Source organism: Micromonospora sp. WMMD1155, from assembly GCF_029581275.1.
Lineage (GTDB): Bacteria > Actinomycetota > Actinomycetes > Mycobacteriales > Micromonosporaceae > Micromonospora.
Map to the genome: position 1 here is coordinate 244,812 of NZ_CP120742.1, position 19,459 is coordinate 264,270.

Here is a 19,459-nt window from a genome sequence, read left to right on the forward strand (position 1 = left end):
CCGCATCGCCTACGCCCCGGTCCCGAGCGCGCGGCTGAACCGCACGTCGCCCTCGAAGAGATGGCGGATGTCGCTGACCCCGTGCCGGATCATCAGGGTCCGGTCGATGCCCATGCCGAACGCGAATCCGGAGTAGACCTCCGGGTCGACGCCGCAGGCGCGCAGCACCCGCGGGTTGACCATGCCGCAGCCACCCCACTCGACCCACTGCGGGCCGTCGCGGTGCTCCGGGAACCACACGTCGAACTCCGCCGACGGCTCGGTGAACGGGAAGTAGTGCGGACGCCACCGGGTCTTCGCCTCCGGCCCGAACATCGCCCGGGCGAAGTGGTCGAGCGTGCCCCGCAGGTGCGCCATCGTGATGCCCTTGTCGACGACCAGCCCCTCGGCCTGGTGGAACACCGGGCTGTGCGTGGCGTCGATCTCGTCGGTCCGGTAGACCCGACCGGGCACGATCACGTAGATCGGTGGCTTGCGGCTGAGCATCGTGCGGGTCTGCACCGTCGAGGTGTGCGTCCGCAGCACCAGGCCGGAGCCCTCCGGCGCGATGTGGAACGTGTCCATCAACCCGCGCGCCGGGTGGTCGGCGGGGATGTTCAACGCGTCGAAGTTGACCCATTCCAGGTCGACCTCGGGCCCCTCGGCCACCTCGTAGCCCATCCCGACGAAGAGATCACTGATCGACTCCATCAGCGTGCTCAGCGGGTGCCGGGCACCGCGCGGACGCCGGTCGTAGGGCAGTGTGACGTCCACCCGCTCCTCGACCAACACCCGCTCGGCCTGCTCGCGCTCCACCACCTGGGCGCGCTCGGCGTACGCGGACTCGATGGCGCGGCGGGCCTCGTTGACCCGCTTGCCGGCGTCGGACTTCGCGGCCGGTGGCAACGCGCCGATCTCCCGGCGCGCCAACGAGACCGGGGACCGGTCACCGAGGTGCACCGGGCGCAGCGCGGTCAACGCGTCCGGGTCGGCGGCGGCGTCGAACGCCTTCGTGGCGTCCGCGACGGCCTCGGCCAGGGCGGCGGGGTCGAGCAGGGCGACCTGCTTCGGGTCGTACGGATCGTTGCGGTAGCTCATGGCGTACGGGCACTCCCTCACGGCGGCGCCAGCCCTCATCGGGGCGGCGAAGCGAGTCTACGGACGCGCGGCTGTGCCGCAGCCCGCCGGTAGGAGTTGTGCAGGGAGCAGGTCAGGCCCGCCGCCCGCCGACACCGGCGGGCTGGCTAAACGAACGCCGTGGCGCGTTCATGGACGGACGCTCTCCCCTGCTCTCGGTCGCGCCAGGTGTGTGGACACCGTCAGCGCTGTGCTCTCGCTGAAGCGTACAGGCACACGGCCGCCGCGGCAGCCAGGTTGAGGCTCTCGGCGCGCCCGTACAGGGGCACCCGCACCGTGGCGTCGGCGGCGGCGGTCAACTCCTCGGGCAGCCCGTGCGCCTCCGAGCCGAACAGCCAGGCGGTGGGCCCGACGAGTCGGCCGTAGTCGGTCAGGTCGTCGAGGTCGTCGTCGCCGTACCCGGTGGTGGCGAAGATCGACAACCCGGCGGCCCGCAGCGCGTCGACCACCGCGACCGGGTCGGGCGCGCGGACCACGTCGACGTGGAACAGGCTTCCGGCCGAGGCCCGCACACACTTACCGTTGTACGGGTCGACGGCGTCCCCGGCGAAGATCACCGCACCGGCACCAGCGGCGTCGGCGGTGCGAAGCACCGTGCCGGCGTTGCCCGGGTCGCGGATCTCGGCCAGCACCGCCACCAGTCGGGGTCCGCCCGCGAGGGCCTGCTCCAACGGCACGTCCAGGTGCCGGCAGACGGCGACGAGGCCCTGCGGGGCGACGGTCTCGGCGAGCGCGGCGAGGGCCTCGTCGGTCACCTCGGAGACCGGCACGTCGGCGCGGGCCGCCGTGGCGGCCAACTCCGGGTGCCGGTCGAGCGCGGCGGGCGTACCGAAAAGCTCGGTCACCACCCCCGGCCGCGCGAGGGCCTCGCGGACCGCCTGCGGGCCCTCGGCCAGGAACCGGCCGGTGGCGTCGCGGTCCCGGCGGCGTTGCAACCGGCGGGCGGCGACAACCCTGGGGGTACGCGGGGTGAAGGCCATGATGTGCGCTCCTCCGGCACGATCGAGGCGCCCCCCGGACGGCGGTGCCGACACGGGAGACGCCTCGCTCTGGTGCGTGGGGATCAGGCGGCCTGAGCCGCCGCGCCGCCGGTGCCCTCGGCCGTGACCGCGGCCCGGGCCAGCTCCACGATCGCCGCGAAGGAAGCGGCGTCGTTGACAGCCATGTCGGCCAGGATCTTGCGGTCGACCTCGATACCGGCCAGGCGCAGGCCCTGGATCAGACGGTTGTAGGTCATCCCGTTCGCCCGGGCGCCCGCGTTGATCCGCTGAATCCACAGCTGCCGGAAGTCGCCCTTGCGGTCGCGACGGTCCCGGTAGGAGTACTGCATCGAGTGCAGCACCTGCTCCTTGGCCTTGCGGTACAGCCGGGAGCGCTGACCGCGGTAACCGCTCGCGGTCTCCAGCAGGGTACGACGCTTCTTCTGGGCGTTCACAGCCCGCTTGACGCGTGCCATCTCAACTCCTTCTTACGTAAAGGTGGCGCGCGTCAGCGGCCGAGCAGCTTCTTGATGCGCTTGACGTCGGCCTTGGCCAGCACGACCGTGCCGGTCAGCCGGCGGGTCTGGGTGGAGGGCTTCTTCTCCAGGTTGTGGCGCAGGCCGGCCTGCTGGGCAACGATCTTGCCCTTGCCGGTCACCCGGACCCGCTTACCCATACCCGTGTGGCTCTTCATCTTCGGCATGTGGAACGTCTTCTCCCCTGTTACTCGCCGCTGGTGGCGGCGGTGCCGGTGTCACCGGCGGCTGCTGCGGTCTCGCCGACCGCCGCGGCGTCATCGGCTGCCGGAGCGGCGGACTCGTCCGCGGCCCGGTCCCGAGGGCCACCGCGAGACGCCGTGGCGGCGACCGCGGAAGCCTTGACGGCCCGGTGCGGAGCGAGAACCATGATCATGTTTCGACCGTCCTGCTTGGGAGCGGCCTCGACGTATCCCAGGTCCGTGATCTCGGATTCGAGCCGACGCAGAAGCCGGTAACCCAGCTCCGGACGACTCTGCTCGCGACCGCGGAACATGATCGTCACCTTGACCTTGTCGCCCGCCTTGAGGAACCGCACTACGTGACCCTTCTTGGTCTCGTAGTCGTGCGGGTCGATCTTCGGCCGAAGCTTCATTTCCTTGATGACGGTCTGCTGCTGATTACGCCGCGCTTCGCGCGCCTTCAGTGCGCTCTCGTACTTGAACTTGCCGAAGTCCATGAGCTTGCACACCGGCGGGCGCGCCATCGGCGCAACCTCGACCAGGTCCAGATCGACGTCCGCGGCCAGCTGAAGAGCGCGCTCCAGCGGGACGATGCCCACCTGCTCACCCTCTGGGCCGACCAGTCGGACCTCACGTGCCCGGATCTGCTCGTTCACGCGTGGTTCGACGCTGATGGGGCCTCCTCGAGTCGTTTCTGCTCAGGTGCCGACCCCCGCGGCTCCCGGATGGGAACCGACCCGAAAAGCAGAAGGCCCCGGCGCATGCCAGGGCCCGCTCGACCGGTCGGCACGATCACAGGATCGCGCATCCGGGACCGGGACATGCCCGGAACCGGTGACCGGACCCGGCCACCGTGGCGGCGACTCGGGTGGGAGCAGGCGCTCCGCTTTCAAGGCTGCCTGCTCGCACGCGGAGACAGCCTGGTCGACTCGACAACACTACACCGACGTCCCGGCCACCCCCAAACCGGGACACCCGGGGCACCAATTGGACGACCCCGCAGCACCGTCATACCCGGGGCGGCCGCCCCCGGCGAGCCGTGCGCGGACGCCCCTGCATCCCCTGCGCTCCCGCGCGGGGCGGAGCACGCCACGCGGGTGCTCCGCACGCCATGATCTGCACACTTTCGGTGAAGTTGCTGCCTCAGCGATGCCGGAGGCAGCAGTTTCACCGAAGTTGTCCGGATCTTGCGGTCCGGGGCGGGGTCAGGGGTCAGCGGCGAACGCCAGGCTGGCCGACGGCGCGACCTTCAGCGGCCGACGGCGCGTTCGGCGAGGCGGGCCTGGTGAGCCTGGTGCAGTCGCCGCAGCGCGCGGACGCCGTCGACAGCCAACTCCTTGTCGGCAGCCTGCAGGGCGACCATGGGCAGCAGATCGTCGTCGTGCAGTTCCAGACTGGCCCACGGCGCACCCCGGTCGAAGCGGACTCCCCGCACGACCTCCCAGGGCAGCTCGTAGGAGCTGATCACGTTACGCACCCGGATGCCGCGCTCGTCCGCCTCCACCCGCGGACGGGTGAACAGCAGGAACCCCAGCGCACCGAAGACGCCCAAGCCGATCATGGCCACCTGGTCACCGCGCTGGAAGCTGCCGTAGCCGTCGCCGGTCGGCCCACTCAGCGAGGTGGCGACCAGAGCGAACACCACCACCAAGGCAACCGCCGCCGACCAACAGACCACGCGGATGCGGCGGGGCTTCAGGCGGACCAGCTCGGTTTCACTCACCCCACCAGTCTGCCATCCGCACCCGGCCCCTCAAACGCACCACCCACTGACCAACGCCTCAAACCTCGCTATCAACCGCCGAGCCCCAAGATCGCGACCGAGCCGGCCGTCATCCGGGGACGACAACCGCAAGATCCCGCTCGAACCAGGAAATAGTGGCCTCGGGTGGGGAGTGAGGCCACTACTTCAACGTTCGAGCGCGACCTTGAGGCGGTCAGGCGCGATTGCCGGCGCTCCCCGCGCGCGAGGCCGACGCGCCGGGACAGATCCACTCCGGTTCAGGGAAGTGGGGGTGTCGCGGCGGGCCGGACACCCCCACTTTCAGGGAAACCGAGTTGATCAAGGGCAAGACGCCGGACCAGAGACCGACGCGCGCGACGCACGGCCCGACGGGCAGACGCGCGAGGCGTAGGCGACCCGAACCGGTCAGAGGCGACAGGCGTGGATGTTGGTGACGAGGATGGCGCGGGCGCCCAACTCGTACAACTCGTCCATGATCCGGTGGACGTCGTCGCGGAGCACCATCGCCTGCACCGCCACCCAGCCCTCGCGGTGCAGTGGCGAGACGGTGGGCGACTCGATGCCCGGGGTGAGCCCGCTGGCCCGGTCGAGCAGACCGGCCGGGACGTCGTAGGCGAGCATCACGTAGCGGCGGGCGACCAGCACACCGTGCAGGCGACGCAGGAGCTGCTCGGCTTGGGGGTGCGCGGGCGCGTCGGCACGACGGACCAGCACCGCCGAGGAGCGCAGCAGCGGTTCGCCGAAGACGACCAGGCCCGCCTGGCGCAGGGTGGCACCGGTCTCGACCACGTCCGCGATCACGTCGGCGACCCCGAGGCGTACGGCGTTCTCCACCGCGCCGTCGAGGCGGATGACGTCGGCCTTCACGCCCGCCTCGTGCAGGTGCCGCTCGACCAGCCCCGGGTACGCGGTGGCGATCCGGTGCCCGCCGAGGTCCTGCACGGAGGCGATGTCGTCGGGGCGGGCGGCGAAGCGGAAGGTGGCCCGCCCGAAGGCGAGGTCGACGACCTCCTCGGCCGGCGCGGCCGAGTCGATCAGCAGGTCCCGGCCGGTGATGCCGAGGTCGAGGTCACCGGAGCCGACGTAGGTGGCGATGTCCTTGGGACGCAGGTAGAAGAATTCGACGTCGTTGGCCTCGTCCCGGCAGACGAGGTCCTTGGGGTCGGTGCGCTGACGGTAGCCCGCCTCGCGCAGCATCTGGGCGGCCGGTTCGGCCAGGGTGCCCTTGTTGGGGATGGCGACACGCAGCATGACGGAGTGCTCCTTCGATCCGGATGACGATCAACGGGTGAGGGCACTCACAGATGTCGGTAGACGTCCTTGAGCTCGAGACCGCTGGCGAGCATCAGCACCTGGACCTGGTAGAGCAGTTGGGAGATCTCCTCGGCGGTGCGCTCCGGCCCCTCGTGCTCGGCGGCCATCCACGACTCGGCCGCCTCCTCGACGACCTTCTTGCCGATGAAGTGCACGCCCTTGTCGAGGGCGGCGACGGTGCCCGAGCCCGGGGTGCCGGCGGCGGCCTTGGCCTGCAGCTCGGCGAACAACTCCTCGAACGTCTTCACGAGGAAGGATTCTTCCAGCCAGCCGACCGGCACCGCACGTCCGGGTCGGCCGGCACCCAGCCAGCGGGACAATTCCCTACCGACCTGGTGGGGGAATTGCCGATCGACGGCCGTCACGCTCTACGCTGTCCGCCATGGCCAGCAGCTCACGTCTTTTCGCGCTCACCGTCGCCGGTGCCGCCGTGGTCGCCGCCGCCGGATGCGCGCCACAGGACGACACCCCGACCCCCGTCGTCACCGCGGCGCCGTCGTGCGTCAAGGACAGCCTGCCCACCCGTACGCCGGGCAAGCTGACCATCGCCACCGACCAGCCCGCGTACGAGCCGTGGTTCTCGGAGGACAAGCCGGACAGCGGCGAGGGCTTCGAGTCGGCCGTCGCGTACGCGGTGGCCGAGAAGCTCGGCTACGCCCGCGCGGACGTCACCTGGACCCGGGTCAAGTTCGACGCGGCGATCGCACCCGGACCGAAGAACTTCGACTTCGACATCAACCAGTTCTCCATCACCGAGGAGCGCAAGCAGGCGGTCGACTTCTCCGCGCCGTACTACCTGGTGCGGCAGACCGTCATCGCGTTGAAGTCCTCGAAGATCGCCGGCAAGGCGTCGCTGGCCGATCTGCGCGACGCGCGGCTCGGCGCCCAGGTCGGCACCACCAGCTACCAGGCGATCACCGACGTGATCAAGCCGAGCGTCGAGCCGCGGGTCTACAACAGCAACGACGACGCCAAGAAGGCCCTGCAGAACGGGCAGTTGGACGGTCTCGTGGTGGACCTGCCGACCGCCTTCTACATCACCGGCGCGGAGATCACCGACGCGGTGATCGTCGGGCAGGTGCCGCAGGTCGGTACGCCGGAGGCGTTCGGGTTGCTGCTGGACAAGAACTCACCCCTGACGTCCTGCGTGAGCGGCGCGGTCGGTCAGCTCGCCTCGGCGGGCGCGCTGAAGGAGTTGGAGCAGAAGTGGCTGGCGCAGGTGGCGGGCGCGGCCGAGCTGCGGTGACCCTCCTGGATCACGTTCCCTCGGAGGCGCAGCGGAGGCGGTCGGCGTACCGGCGTCGGCAGACCGTCTTCAGCGTGCTGGTCGCGGCCTCGTCCACGGCGGCGCTCGGCACGCTGCTGGTCGTCGCGGTGACCGGGGCGCCCGGCTGGGACCGGGTCCGGCGCTCGTTCCTGGACCCGGAGATCGCCCGGGACGCGCTGCCGGCGGTGGTGACCGGGCTGTGGCTCAACGTCCGGCTGCTGGTCTGCTGTGCGGCCGGTGCGCTGCTGCTCGGGTTGGTGATCGCGGTGCTGCGGACGGTGCGCGGCCCGGTCTTCTTCCCGGTCCGGGCGCTGGCCGCCGGCTACACGTACACGTTCCGCGGCCTGCCGCTGATCATCGTGCTGTACCTGCTCACCCTCGGCGTACCCGGCCTGCGGTTGCAGGGGATGCCACCGGTGCTGGTGCTGGGTGGGCTCGCGTTGGTCCTGACCTACGGCGGGTACCTGGCCGAGGTGTTCCGGGCCGGCATCGAGTCGGTGCACCCCAGCCAGCTCGCCGCGGCCCGCTCGCTGGGCCTGACCTACCGGCAGACGATGCGGCACGTGGTCCTGCCGCAGGCCGTCCGCCGGGTGGCGCCACCGCTGCTCAACGACGTGGTGGCGTTGCAGAAGGACGTCGGGCTGGTCTCGCTCGCCGGGCCGATCGACGCGGTCCGCGCCGCGCAGATCGCCACCGCACAGACGTTCAACTACACGCCGTACGTCGTGGCGGGGGTGCTCTTCGTGCTGCTCGCGATCCCGCTGATCGCGGTCACCGACTGGGTGACGCTGCGGGCGGCCCGCCGACAGTCGGGAGGCTGACCATGGCGCTGCTGCGCTGCCGGGGTCTGCGCAAGGAGTTCGCCGACCACGTGGTGCTCGACCAGCTCGACCTGACCGTCGACGAGCATCAGGTGGTGGCGCTGATCGGCGCGTCCGGGTCCGGCAAGTCCACCCTGCTGCGGTGTGTGAACCTGCTGGACGAGATCGACGACGGCACCATCGAGTTGGACGGGGAGGACATCTCCGATCCCCGGGTGGACGCCGACCGGGTCCGTCGGCGGATCGGCATGGTCTTCCAGGCGTACAACCTCTTCCCGCACCTGAGCGTGTTGGAGAACATCACGCTCGCGCCGCGCCGCGTACACCGGCGGGCTCGTGCGGAGGCGGAGGCCCAGGCCCGGGAGCTGCTCGACCGGGTCGGGCTCGGCGCGAAGGCGGACGCCTACCCGGACCGGCTCTCCGGTGGTCAGCAGCAGCGGGTGGCGATCGTACGGGCCCTGGCCAACTCGCCCCGGCTGATGCTGCTGGACGAGGTCACCTCCGCGCTGGACCCGGAACTCGTCGGCGAGGTGCTGACGATGATCCGCGACCTGAAGGCCGACGGGATGACGATGGTGCTGGCCACCCACGAGATGGGCTTCGCCCGGGAGGTCGCCGACCAGGTGTGCTTCCTCGACGCGGGTCGGGTCGTCGAGAGCGGCCCGCCCGAGCAGGTGCTGGGCGAGCCGACCCAGCCTCGGACCCGGCAGTTCCTGCGCCGGATCATCGAGGCCGGTCGACTCTGAGCGAGGGCCAGCGGAGGCGTCAGCCGCCGAAGCCGACCCGCTGGGCGTTGCCCGCCGCCACGGTCCGGACGGCCAACGCGGCATCGAGGGCGGCGACGGTGGCGGCCCAGCCCTTGTCCTCCGCCGAGCCGGGCAGACCGGCCCGGTCCCGGGCCTGCTCGATGGTCTCCACGGTGAGCACCCCGTGCGCCACCGGCTTACCCTCGTCCAACGCCACCCGGGTCAGACCGTCGGTGACCGAACGGCACACGTAGTCGAAGTGGGCGGTGGCGCCGCGCACCACCACGCCGAGGGCGACCACCACGTCGCAGCGGCGGGCGAGGGCCTGGGCGACCACCGGCAGCTCGACCGAACCGGCGACGCGGGCGACGACGGACCGCGCCCCGCACGCCTCGGCGGCGGCCACCGCACGCTCCACCATGTGGTCGGTCAGCTCGCCGTGCCAGCGGGCGGCGACGACCCCGACGGTCAGGCCCGCGGCGTCCACCGCCTCGACTCCCGGCTCACCGAAACCCGCCATCGTCATGCTCCGATCTCGTCGTCGGCGACCGGACGCCCCAGCGGCGCCTCGGACCCCTCGTCCAACTCGTCCAGCAGGTGACCCATCCGGTCCCGCTTGGTGCGCAGGTAGCGCAGATTCTCCGGGTGCGCCCCGGCCGGCAGCCCCTCGCGGCCGGTGATCGTCAACCCGTACCCCTCCAACCCGGCCCGCTTGGCCGGGTTGTTGGTGAGCAGCCGCATCGAGCGCACACCCAGGTCGTAGAGGATCTGTGCGCCGGTGCCGTAGTCCCGGGCGTCGGCCGGCAACCCCAGGTCGAGGTTGGCGTCGACGGTGTCCCGGCCGAGATCCTGCAACTGGTACGCCTGAAGCTTGTGCAGCAGCCCGATGCCCCGCCCCTCGTGCCCGCGGACGTAGAGCACGACGCCCCGCCCCTCCTGCGCGACCCGGGCCAGCGCGGCGTCCAACTGCGGGCCGCAGTCGCAGCGCAGCGAACCGAACACGTCCCCGGTCAGGCACTCGGAGTGCACCCGGACCAGCACGTCCTGGCCGTCGCCGAGGTCGCCCAGCACCATCGCGACGTGCTCGGCCGGGTCGTGCTCGGCGCGGTAGCCGAGCGCCCGGAACACGCCGTGCCGGGTGGGCATCCGGGCGTCGGCGACCAGCTCGACCTGCTTCTCGGTGCGCCGCCGGTAGGCGATCAGGTCGGCGATGGTGATCAGCGTCAGGCCGTGCTCGGCGGCGAACTTCTCCAGGTCGGGCAGCCGCATCATGGTGCCGTCGTCGTTGACCAGCTCGCAGAGCACGCCGGCCGGGCGCAGCCCGGCCAGCCGGGTCAGGTCGATCGCGGCCTCGGTGTGCCCGGGCCGACGCAGCACCCCGCCCTCGCGGGCGCGCAGCGGCACCACGTGCCCGGGGCGGGCCAGGTCGGTCGGGTCGGTGGACGCGGCGGCGAGCAGCCGGATGGTGTGCGCCCGGTCGGCCGCCGAGATGCCGGTGCTGACCCCCTCCCGGGCGTCCACCGTCACCGTGTACGCGGTGCCGCGCCGGTCCTGGTTGGTGTGGTGCATCGGCGGCAGGTCGAGGCGGTCGGCCTCGCTCTCGGTCAACGGCACGCAGACGTACCCGGAGGTGTGGCGCACCATGAACGCCATCAGCTCCGGCGTGGCCAGCTCGGCCGCGAAGATCAGGTCGCCCTCGTTCTCCCGGTCCGCGTCGTCGACCACGACGACCGGCCGACCGGCCGCGATCTCCGCGATCGCGTGCTCGATGCTTCCGAAGCTCGTCACGCGACAGCCTCCGTGTAGATGGGTCGGGCGGTGGCCGGGCGGGTGGCGCGCGAGGTGCGCCACCAGGCGGCGAAGCCCCAGACGCACAGCGCGCCGTAGATCAGGTACATGACCGCGGACGGGTAGAACCCGCCGCGCAGCAGCAGCGGCACGCCGACCGCGTCCACCGCGATCCACAGCAGCCAGAACTCCACCCAGCCGCGGGCCATGCCGTACGTGGCCAGCAGACTGCCGGTGAGGATCCAGGCGTCGGGCAGCGGACCCCACGAGCCCAGTGCCTTGAGCACCGGGTACGCGGCGGCGGTGCCGACCACGGCGGCCAGCAACAGCATCAGCCGCTCCCGCCCGGTGGCCCACCGTGGGACGACCGCCGCCTGCCCGGCGTCGGCGCGACGGTTGCGCTGCCAGCGCCACCAGCCGTAGACGCTGACCGCGAAGAAGAACACCTGTCGTCCGGCCTGCCCGTACAGGTCGTGCGCCTGCGGGGTGGCGAACACCCCGCCGAGGAAGACGGTCAGGAGCAGCGCGTTGCCGATCATGCCGACCGGCCAGGCCCAGACCACCCGGCGCAGCCCGAGCAGCGCGGAGATCAGGCCGAACGCGTTGCCGACGATCTCCCGGACCAGCACCGGCGAGCCGGCCACCTGCACCTGGGCGTCCACCAGCCAACCGAGCGCACCCATCAGGCCACCCCGCCCGTGATCGGGGCCGCCCCGGCGCCGTCGGAGCCGGCCAACCGGTCGCCGAGCAGCCGCTCGACGTACTTGGCCAGCACGTCGACCTCCAGGTTGACCGGGTCGCCGGCCCCCTTCGCGCCGAGCGTGGTCAGCTTGAGCGTGGTCGGGATCAACCCGACGGCGAACTCGTCCGCGCCCACCTCGGCCACGGTCAGCGAAACACCGTCGATGGTGATCGAGCCCTTCTCCACCACGTACCGGGACAGGCCGGCGGGCAGCCGGAACCGGACCGTCTCCCAGTGCTCGGCCGGCTCCCGGGAGATCACCTCGCCGACCCCGTCCACGTGGCCCTGCACCAGGTGCCCACCGAGCCGGCTGCCGAGCGCGGCGGCCCGCTCCAGGTTGACCGGGTCACCGACGCTCAGCGCACCCAGCGCGGAGCGGCGCAGCGTCTCGCCCATCACGTCGGCGGTGAAGACCCCGTCGGCCACGTCCACCACGGTCAGGCAGACGCCGTTGACCGCGATGGAGTCGCCGTGCCGGGCGTCCGAGGTGACCAACGGACCACGGACGCCGATCAGCGCGGAATCGCCCGCCGTCGCCGTGACCCGGACGATCTCCCCCAACTCTTCGATAATGCCGGTGAACATCTCAGCCCTCCCTTTTGCGGGGCAAAGCGGTGATCCGCAGATCCGGACCGATCTGCGTAACGTCGACGAGCTCCAGATCGATTGCCTCGGCGATGGTGCTCACTCCCGCGTCGACCAGAGCGGTCGGTCCGGCGCCGAGCAGCCGGGGCGCGACGTACCCGATGACCTTGTCGACCAGGCCGGCGTGCAGGAACGCCCCGGCCAGCCGGGGGCCGCCTTCCAGCAGCAGCGAGCGGACCCCCCGCTCGTGCAGGGCAGCGAGCAGCGCCGGTAGGTCGACCCGGCCGTCCGGGCCGGCGCCGACCTCGTCGGCGGTCGCGATCCACGTCCGCGCGGCGCCGTCGCGGACCCGGGCGTCAGCCGGGGTACGCCCGGAGCTGTCCACCACCACCCGCAGCGGCTGCCGGATGGCCAGGCTGCCGTCCCGCAGGTTGCGAGCGGTCAGCCGGGGGTCGTCGGCGAGCACGGTGCCCACCCCGGCGACCACCGCGTCGACGGTGCCCCGCAACGCGTGCACGTCGATCCGGGCCGCCTCCGAGGTGATCCACATGCTGGTGCCGTCCAACGCGGCGGCCCGCCCGTCGAGCGTGGAGGCGTACTTCCAGATGACGTACGGCCAGCCCCGGCGCATCGAGGTCAGCCACGCGACGTTGCCGGCCTCGGCCTCCTCGCCGCGTACCCCGAGGTCGACGCGGACCCCGGCGGCGCGCAGGGTGGCGGCGCCACCGGACGCGACCGGGTTGGGATCGGGTACGGCGATGACCACCCGGGCGACCCCGGCCTGGACCAGCGCGGAACTACAGGGGCCGGTGCGACCGGTGTGGTCGCACGGTTCCAGAGTGACGACCGCGGTGCCGCCCTTGGCCCGCTGTCCGGCCTGCGCCAGGGCGACGATCTCGGCGTGCGGCCCGCCGGCGTACGCGTGGAAGCCCTCCCCCACGACCTGGCCGTCCTCGTCGAGCAGCACGCACCCGACCACCGGGTTGGGGCTGGTCGTGCCGAGCCCGCGCGCCGCCAACTCGATCGCACGCCGCATCGCCTCGTCGACGGAGACGCTGGCCATCGCCCTGCCCTGCCCTCTCACTCGCCGTCCGCGCGCTGGCGGTCAGGGAGGCTGCGGCCATGGGGCCGCGGGCAGGCGGAGGCGGAATCCGGGAACGGCACAGCCGCCCCGGGAGGGTGGGCACGGCACGCTGAAGCCAGCGGCCGGGCGGACCCGTCCGTCCCGCGCGCTGTCTCCCATCCGGACTGTCTGGGCGCGGACGAACCGCCCCCAACCGTCGGCCCCGGATTCTCACCAGGTCCACCGGGCGGCAGAGCCGTCCGGGTCGCGGGCTGACCACGGTCGCACCGTGGATCACCGCCGGTTCGGAATTTCACCGAGTCCCGCCAGCGCGTGGTGGGTTATACCGGCAGTCTTACACGCTTCTTCGCCTTCGCCGCCACCTAGGCGAGCTACTTCACAGCGGGATCACGCGTCAGGTGACGCCACGACGCCGATCCACCGCCACGTACGACCCGGGTTGGCTCTTGGCGACCGTCTTCATCTCCGAGGCCACCGCGATCACCTCGAGGGGGTCGGTGAACCGCCTGCCGGCGTCGGAGAGGGACACCCCGATGGACAGCGTGACCAGGGCGGCGCGGCGGATGTTGCCCCGCCGGTCCTTCAGCTCGACGAAACCGCGCTCCCGGTCGGTCGGGTCGTAGAGCGTGTCCGCGGCGGTCTCGAAGTCCACCACCGCCTGCGACGTCAGCGGACGGACCTGGTCCGGGGTGCAGACGATGACGAAGTCGTCACCGCCGACGTGACCGAGGAAGGCCGGCGGCAGGCCGACACCCACCACCGCCCGGTGCAGGCTGCGGGCCAACGCGGAGATGAAGTCGTCGCCCCGGACGAAGCCGTACCGGTCGTTGACGCTCTTGAACCGGTCGATGTCGACGTAGCCGACGGCGTAGTCCACGCCCTGCCGCACCCGGTCGCTGATCTCCCGCCGGATCCGGCTGTTGCCGGGCAGCCCGGTCAGCGGGGAGACCTCCCGGAACTCCTTGTTGCGGCGCAGCGTGGACGAGACCCGGGCCACCAGCTCGGCGGTGTCGAAGGGCTTGACCAGGTAGTCGTCGGCGCCGGCGCTGAGCCCGAGCACCTTGTCGACGGTCATCCCCTTGGCGGTCAGCATGATCACCGGCAGGGCGGAGGTCATCGGGTCGGCGCGCAACCGGCGGGTCAGCTCCAGCCCGTCGATCCGGGGCATCATGAGGTCGACCACCGCGAGGTCCGGACGCTCGCGTTCGATGACCTCGAGGGCCTCCTGGCCGTCGACGGCGTGGATCACCTCGAAGCCGTGCAGGCGCAGGTTGAACTCGACGAAACGAGCGATGTCCTCGTCGTCGTCGACGACGAGGATGATGTCCTTGCGGTCGCCGTCGGGTTCCACGTCAGGCGCCGGGAGCCGCGCGTTCCGCGAGCGAACGCAGGTGCCGTACGGCCTCCGCCGGGTCGGCGGCGCCGTACACGGCGGTGCCGGCGACGAACGCGTCCGCGCCCGCCGCGGCGGCCTGCTCGATGGTGTCGGCGGCGATCCCCCCGTCCACCTCGATGCGCAGCTCCAGGTGCCCGGCGGAGACGTGCCGGCGGGCGGTACGCACCTTGTCGAGCAGTTGCGGGATGAACCGCTGCCCGCCGAAACCGGCCTTGATCGTCATGATCAGGAGGGTGTCGAAGCTGGGCAGCAGGTCCAGGTACGGCTCGATCGGGGTGTCCCGGTCGATGGCCAGCCCGGCCTTCGCTCCAGCCGACCGCAGGTCCTTGGCCAGCGCCACCGGATCGTCGGAGGCCTCGGCGTGGAAGGTGACGTTGTACGCCCCGGCGTCGGCGTAGCCGGGGGCCCACCGCCGCGGATCCTCGATCATCAGGTGCACGTCGAACGGCATCGCGGTGACGGCCCGCAGGCTCTGCACCACGGGCAGACCGATGGTCAGGTTCGGCACGAAGTGGTTGTCCATCACGTCGACGTGCAACCAGTCCGCGGCGTCCTCGACGGCACGGACCTCTTCGGCGAGTCGGGCGAAATCGGCGGCCAGGATGCTCGGCGCGACGATCGGCGGCGGTACGGTCACCTGGCCAGTGTACGAACGTGGCGACCCGCGACCCGCATCGCGCCACCTTCGGGGACGCGCTGTGACCCAGCAGTGACCAGTGGTGCAGAATTCGTTACTCCGGACCCTCGGATCCGGACGAACAGACGGCAATGGCTGGCCGATCGACGGAAACGCGACGACACTCCAACCGGGACTGTGCCAAAGGCTGCACGCCCGCCGGGGTCTCGCCGCGGGGCGCGGCGACCGGCCGCCAGTTCCCGGGAAGGGCGGACGATGCGACGGTGGCTCCCAGCGCTGGTGCTGGCCGGCGTCACGACGATACTGCTGGCCGGTTGCGCACCGGCCCGAGGCGCGGACGGTGACCTCACCGACGACTGGCCGGCGCTGCGGGTGCCGAAGCCGTTCAGCCCGGCCACCGACACCTGCCTGCCCCGGATCATCCCGGTCGTGCAGGCCAGCACGTACGAGACGGTGGACTGCGCGCGTAACCACCTGGCCGAGACCATCCACGTCGGCACCTTCGTCGGGCCCGACGCGCTGACCGAGGCCCGGCCCGAGCCCGGCGCGTCGGCGCTGCGCACCGCCCGCGCCGAGTGCGACCAGCGGGCCCGGGAGGTGCTCGGCGGCGACTGGCACACCGCCCGCCTCGCGCTGACCCTCGCGTTGCCGTCCGCACCCGCCTGGTCCGGCGGCGCGCGCTGGTTCCGGTGCGACCTCAGCGAGACCGGCAGCATCGACAACACCCGCCCGGTCAACCGCACCGGCAGCCTGCGCGGCGCGTTGATCGGCGACAGCCCGCTCACCCACCGCTGCTTCGACCCGAAGCTGATCGGTGACAACCTCAACTACATGGCACCGGTGCTGTGCACCGAACCGCACCGCGCCGAGTTCGTCGGCGTCTACGAGGAACGCGACATGAGTTGGGCCGCGTTCAGCAAGGCCGCCGCGCAGGCGCACCAGCGTTGCATGGGGCTGATCGCCGCGTTCGCGGACGTGCCGGACAACGACGAGTTGCCGTACCGGGCCGGGTCCATCTACTACCCACCGTCGCAACGGGAGTGGGAGGAGGGCGACCGTGGGGTGCGCTGTTTCCTGTGGAGCGACGACCGCAAACTCACCCGTTCGATGCGCGGGGTCGGCCCGGAGGGACTTCCGGCGATCTGAGCAGTGGTGCCGTATGCTGCTGCGCCGTGGCCCTACCGGCCGGCCGGGTACGGTCGGCGGCCACCAGGGGCGGGGAGGTCAGGGATGCGACGGTGGTTGACGGCGTTCGCCGGAGGTGCGGCCCTGGCGCTGGCCGGATGCAACGCGCCCGCCGGACTCGACCGTGACCTCGTCGACGACTGGCCGGCGCCCGTCGCGGCGCAGCAGTTCGTCCCCGCCGCCGACGTCTGCCACCAGACCTCCCAGCAGGTCGGCTTCCTGACCGGCTACAACCCGACGCCGTGCACCGAGGCGCACCGGGTCGAGACCATGCACGTCGGCACCCTCACCGGCCCCGCCGCCGACCCCGGCACGACACCGTTGCCCGGATCGAAGGGCATGCGGGCCGCGCAGGCCGCGTGCGACACCCAGGTCAACAAGGCGGTCGGCGCCGACTGGCGCTCCGGGCGGCTCGGTCTGACCGTCGTGCTGCCGTCACCGCAGGCCTGGGCGAGCGGGGCCCGCTGGTACCGCTGCGACGTCACCGAGATCGTCAGCATCGACGACACCACCGTCGACCTGCGCACCGGCAGCCTCCGGGGCGCGTTGTCCGGCGCGGCCCCGCTGGCGTACCGCTGCTTCAACCCGAAGATGGTCAAGGACGACATCGAGGAGATGGTGCCGGTCTCCTGCACCGCCAAGCACCACGCGGAGTTCGTCGGGGTGTGGCAGGGGCCGGACGTCAGCTACGCCGAGTTCACGCGCACCACCAAGCGCACCCACCGGGCCTGCCAGTCGATGATCGCAAAGTACGCGAAGGTGCCGGACGACTCCCGACTCGAATTCCGCGCCGGCACGATCTACTACCAGCCGTACGAGGAGGAGTGGAAGAACGGCAACCGCGGCGTGCAGTGCTTCCTCTGGATCTCCGACCGGGACCTGACCCGCTCGATGAAGAACGCGGGCACCAAGGGCCTCCCGGTCACCTGAGCGCCGCCGCGTCCGGCCGGGTCGACCGGCCGGACGCGACATCGGATCAGCTTCGCCGCAGGACGGCGAGGAACATCGCGTCGGTGCCGTGGCGGTGCGGCCACAGCTGCACGGTCGGCCCGTCGCCCAGACCGGGCATGCCGGCCGGCAACAGCGGACGGGCATCCACGAAGTCCACGGCGACCCCGCTGCGGCGGGCCGCCTCGGTCACCGTCACGTGCGTCTCGACGGTGTGCGGCGAGCAGGTGACATAGGCGACCAGGCCACCCGGGCGGACCGCCCGCAGCGCCGCACCGAGCAACTCCCGTTGCAGCCGGGTCAGCGGCGGCAGATCCGACGGTTGCCGACGCCAGCGGGACTCCGGGCGACGGCGCAGCGACCCTAGCCCCGTACACGGCGCGTCCACGAGCACCCGGTCGAAGTGCTCCTCGGGCAGCTTCGGGTCCGCGCCGACCTCCCGGCCGTCGGTGGCCAGCACGGCCACCGGCAGACCCCGGGTCGCCTGGGACACCAACCGGGCCCGGTGCTCGGCCACCTCCACCGCGGTCACCCGCGCGCCCCGCTGCGCGGCCAGGGCACCCAGCAGCCCGGCCTTGCCACCCGGACCGGCGCACAGGTCCAGCCAGCGCCCGTCCGGACCGTCGAGCGGCGCGCCGGCCAGCGCCGCGGCCACCAACTGCGACCCCTCGTCCTGCACGTGGGCCCGGCCGTCGGCCACCGCCGGCACGTCGCCGGGGGCGCCACCGGGCAGATAGACGGCGTACGGCGAGAAGGCGCCGGGCGCGCCCCCGACCTGGTCGGCCAGCTCGACCGGGTCGATCAGGCCCGGCCGGGCACAGAGGTGCACCGGCGGCCGCTCGTTGTCCTCGATCAGCAGGCGGGCCGTCTCGCCCAGGTCACCGCCGAGCGCCTCGGAGAACGCCCGCACGATCCACTGCGGATGGCTGTACGCCAGGGCCAGGTGCCCGACCGGGTCGGTCTCCATCGGCGGGGCGAGCTTCGCCACCCAGGCGTCCACGTCACGGGTGGACACCTCGCGCAGCACCGCGTTGGCGAAACCGGCGGCGCCCGGCGCGACCGAGCGGACCAGGTCCACCGTCGACGAGACCGCGGCGTGCGGCGGCACCCGGGTGTACAGCAACTGGTAGGCGCCGAGGCGCAACGCGTCGCGCGCCGGTGGGTCGATGCGGGCCACGTCCCGACCGGACGCGTCGGTCAGGATCGCGTCCAGCGTGCCCAGGTGGCGCAGGGTGCCGTAGGTCAATTCGGTGGCGAAGGCCGCGTCCCGGCCGAACAGCCCCTCCTCCCGCAGGATGGTGGGGAGCACCAGGTTGGCGAACGCGTCGTCGCGGTGCACCGCGGCCACCGCCTCGTACGCGGCCCGACGCGGGCGGTCCAGTGGCGGACGGGCCGGTCGGCGGTCCCCGCCACGACCCGAGGGCGGGCCCGAGCGCGTGGGGCGCGTCCCCTCCGGGGCCGTCACGCGAACTCCTCGCCGGCGCCCACCCGGACGCCACGCGCCCAGTCGGTGGCGCCCATCGCCCGCTTACCCGCGGCACGGACCTCACCGAGACGCACCGGCACGGTCGCCGTGCCGGTGAGCACCCGGGACTTCTCCACCAGCAACTCGCCCGGCTTCAACTCCGGGCCGTCCGGCACCGGCACGACCGGGCCGAGCTTCACCCGCTCCCCTCGGAACGTGGTCCAGCCGCCCGGGGCCGGGGTGCACGCCCGCAGCCGACGGTCCACGGCGAAGGCCGGGTCGCCCCAGCGCACCCGGGCGTCGTCCACTGTCAGTTTCGGCGCCAGCGACACCCCGTCGACGGGCTGCGGCTCGGCCCGCGCGGTGCCGTCGGCGATCGCGTCGAGCACCGCCACCAGCAGCCCGGCGCCGGAGTCGGCGAGCCGCCCCAGCAGGTCACCGGAGGTGTCGGCCGCCCGGATCTCGTCGGTCAGCGTGCCGTAGACCGGGCCGGTGTCCAGGCCCTCCTCCAACTGGAAGACGCTGGCACCGGTGAACTCGTCGCCGTGCAGCACGGCGTGCTGCACAGGCGCGGCCCCACGCCACGCGGGCAGCAGCGAGAAGTGCAGGTTGATCCAACCGTGCCGGGGGATCTCCAGCGCGGCCGGTGGCACCAACGCGCCGTAGGCGACCACCGGCACGCAGTCCGGTGCGAGCGCGCGGAGCCGGTCGAGGAACTCGGGCTCGCGGGGACGGGCCGGTGTGAGCACCTCCACGCCGTGCTCGTCGGCCCACTCGCCGACCGGGGACCGGGACAGACCACGACCACGTCCCGCGGGCGCGTCGGGTCGGGTCACGACCGCGACCAGCTCGTGCCGGGAGGCGGCGACGGCGGCCAGGGCGGGGACGGCGACGGCCGGGGTACCGGCGAAGATCACGCGCAT

The 19,459-nt window shown here is 72.2% G+C and carries 22 protein-coding genes; 5 read left to right on the forward strand and 17 right to left on the reverse strand.

Annotated features, from left to right (window positions below; genetic code table 11):
- Nucleotides 1-9 precede the first annotated feature (9 nt).
- The 8 genes from pheS to O7617_RS00845 form a co-directional block, all read right to left on the reverse strand.
- A complete protein-coding gene (gene pheS / locus O7617_RS00810; RefSeq protein ID WP_282260814.1) occupies nt 10-1,077 on the reverse strand; it encodes a phenylalanine--tRNA ligase subunit alpha in 1,068 nt (355 codons plus the stop codon).
- A gap of 221 nt (nt 1,078-1,298) precedes the next feature.
- Nucleotides 1,299-2,096: an RNA methyltransferase gene (locus O7617_RS00815; protein WP_282260816.1), complete on the reverse strand. Its 798-nt coding sequence runs from the start codon at nt 2,094-2,096 to the stop codon at nt 1,299-1,301.
- An 83-nt stretch (nt 2,097-2,179) separates the two neighbouring features.
- Complete coding sequence (rplT, locus tag O7617_RS00820) at nt 2,180-2,572, reverse strand: 50S ribosomal protein L20 (protein WP_088990288.1); 393 nt, start codon at nt 2,570-2,572, stop codon at nt 2,180-2,182.
- 32 nt (nt 2,573-2,604) lie between these two features.
- The gene (rpmI, locus tag O7617_RS00825; protein ID WP_030488428.1) at nt 2,605-2,799 is read right to left on the reverse strand and encodes a 50S ribosomal protein L35; all 195 of its coding nucleotides are present in this window, start codon (nt 2,797-2,799) and stop codon (nt 2,605-2,607) included.
- Between the two features lie 20 nt (nt 2,800-2,819).
- Nucleotides 2,820-3,470 (reverse strand): translation initiation factor IF-3, encoded by a 651-nt coding sequence (gene infC, locus O7617_RS00830; protein WP_282260818.1) that lies wholly within the window; start codon nt 3,468-3,470, stop codon nt 2,820-2,822.
- A gap of 593 nt (nt 3,471-4,063) precedes the next feature.
- Nucleotides 4,064-4,537 carry a PH domain-containing protein gene (locus O7617_RS00835; RefSeq protein WP_282260820.1) on the reverse strand — a complete coding sequence of 158 codons (474 nt, stop codon included), beginning with the start codon at nt 4,535-4,537 and terminating at the stop codon, nt 4,064-4,066.
- Between the two features lie 426 nt (nt 4,538-4,963).
- Nucleotides 4,964-5,809, reverse strand: coding sequence for an ATP phosphoribosyltransferase (gene hisG, locus O7617_RS00840; RefSeq protein ID WP_282260821.1), 846 nt, complete (start codon nt 5,807-5,809; stop codon nt 4,964-4,966).
- A gap of 47 nt (nt 5,810-5,856) precedes the next feature.
- The gene (locus tag O7617_RS00845; protein ID WP_030335709.1) at nt 5,857-6,120 is read right to left on the reverse strand and encodes a phosphoribosyl-ATP diphosphatase; all 264 of its coding nucleotides are present in this window, start codon (nt 6,118-6,120) and stop codon (nt 5,857-5,859) included.
- 134 nt (nt 6,121-6,254) lie between these two features.
- On the opposite strand from O7617_RS00845, the gene O7617_RS00850 reads away from it, so the two are divergent.
- Genes O7617_RS00850 through O7617_RS00860 form a run of 3 tightly spaced genes read left to right on the forward strand, consistent with a single transcriptional unit; the run spans nt 6,255 to nt 8,706 of the window.
- Nucleotides 6,255-7,118, forward strand: a complete 864-nt coding sequence (locus O7617_RS00850; RefSeq protein WP_282260823.1) for an ABC transporter substrate-binding protein — start codon at nt 6,255-6,257, stop codon at nt 7,116-7,118.
- Entirely contained in the window at nt 7,115-7,960 is an 846-nt protein-coding gene (locus O7617_RS00855; protein WP_282260825.1) for an amino acid ABC transporter permease, read from the forward strand. Before O7617_RS00850 ends, O7617_RS00855 begins: the two co-directional genes overlap by 4 nt.
- A gap of 2 nt (nt 7,961-7,962) precedes the next feature.
- Complete coding sequence (locus O7617_RS00860; protein ID WP_282260826.1) at nt 7,963-8,706, forward strand: amino acid ABC transporter ATP-binding protein; 744 nt, start codon at nt 7,963-7,965, stop codon at nt 8,704-8,706.
- A 19-nt stretch (nt 8,707-8,725) separates the two neighbouring features.
- Here the strand turns inward: O7617_RS00860 and ribH are convergent, their stop codons facing one another.
- The 7 genes from ribH to rpe form a co-directional block, all read right to left on the reverse strand.
- Nucleotides 8,726-9,226, reverse strand: a complete 501-nt coding sequence (gene ribH / locus O7617_RS00865) for a 6,7-dimethyl-8-ribityllumazine synthase (RefSeq protein ID WP_282264595.1) — start codon at nt 9,224-9,226, stop codon at nt 8,726-8,728.
- A gap of 2 nt (nt 9,227-9,228) precedes the next feature.
- Complete coding sequence (locus O7617_RS00870; RefSeq protein ID WP_282260827.1) at nt 9,229-10,494, reverse strand: bifunctional 3,4-dihydroxy-2-butanone-4-phosphate synthase/GTP cyclohydrolase II; 1,266 nt, start codon at nt 10,492-10,494, stop codon at nt 9,229-9,231.
- Entirely contained in the window at nt 10,491-11,177 is a 687-nt protein-coding gene (gene pnuC, locus O7617_RS00875) for a nicotinamide riboside transporter PnuC (RefSeq protein WP_282260828.1), read from the reverse strand. Before pnuC ends, O7617_RS00870 begins: the two co-directional genes overlap by 4 nt.
- Nucleotides 11,177-11,821 carry a riboflavin synthase gene (locus O7617_RS00880; RefSeq protein WP_282260829.1) on the reverse strand — a complete coding sequence of 215 codons (645 nt, stop codon included), beginning with the start codon at nt 11,819-11,821 and terminating at the stop codon, nt 11,177-11,179. The genes pnuC and O7617_RS00880 overlap by 1 nt, the downstream gene beginning before the upstream one ends.
- Before the next feature lies 1 nt (nt 11,822).
- Entirely contained in the window at nt 11,823-12,884 is a 1,062-nt protein-coding gene (ribD, locus tag O7617_RS00885; RefSeq protein WP_282260832.1) for a bifunctional diaminohydroxyphosphoribosylaminopyrimidine deaminase/5-amino-6-(5-phosphoribosylamino)uracil reductase RibD, read from the reverse strand.
- Between the two features lie 415 nt (nt 12,885-13,299).
- Nucleotides 13,300-14,256: a response regulator gene (locus O7617_RS00890; RefSeq protein ID WP_282260833.1), complete on the reverse strand. Its 957-nt coding sequence runs from the start codon at nt 14,254-14,256 to the stop codon at nt 13,300-13,302.
- Nucleotide 14,257: 1 nt separating this feature from the next.
- The gene (gene rpe, locus O7617_RS00895; protein WP_282260834.1) at nt 14,258-14,938 is read right to left on the reverse strand and encodes a ribulose-phosphate 3-epimerase; all 681 of its coding nucleotides are present in this window, start codon (nt 14,936-14,938) and stop codon (nt 14,258-14,260) included.
- Nucleotides 14,939-15,193: 255 nt separating this feature from the next.
- Here rpe and O7617_RS00900 point away from each other — a divergent pair, with 255 nt between their 5' ends.
- Complete coding sequence (locus O7617_RS00900) at nt 15,194-16,084, forward strand: septum formation family protein (protein ID WP_282260835.1); 891 nt, start codon at nt 15,194-15,196, stop codon at nt 16,082-16,084.
- Between the two features lie 84 nt (nt 16,085-16,168).
- Nucleotides 16,169-17,053, forward strand: a complete 885-nt coding sequence (locus O7617_RS00905; protein ID WP_282260837.1) for a septum formation family protein — start codon at nt 16,169-16,171, stop codon at nt 17,051-17,053.
- 46 nt (nt 17,054-17,099) lie between these two features.
- Here the strand turns inward: O7617_RS00905 and O7617_RS00910 are convergent, their stop codons facing one another.
- Both O7617_RS00910 and fmt read right to left on the reverse strand, forming a co-directional pair.
- Nucleotides 17,100-18,536 (reverse strand): transcription antitermination factor NusB, encoded by a 1,437-nt coding sequence (locus tag O7617_RS00910; RefSeq protein WP_282260838.1) that lies wholly within the window; start codon nt 18,534-18,536, stop codon nt 17,100-17,102.
- Complete coding sequence (gene fmt, locus O7617_RS00915) at nt 18,533-19,459, reverse strand: methionyl-tRNA formyltransferase (RefSeq protein ID WP_282260839.1); 927 nt, start codon at nt 19,457-19,459, stop codon at nt 18,533-18,535. The genes O7617_RS00910 and fmt overlap by 4 nt, the downstream gene beginning before the upstream one ends.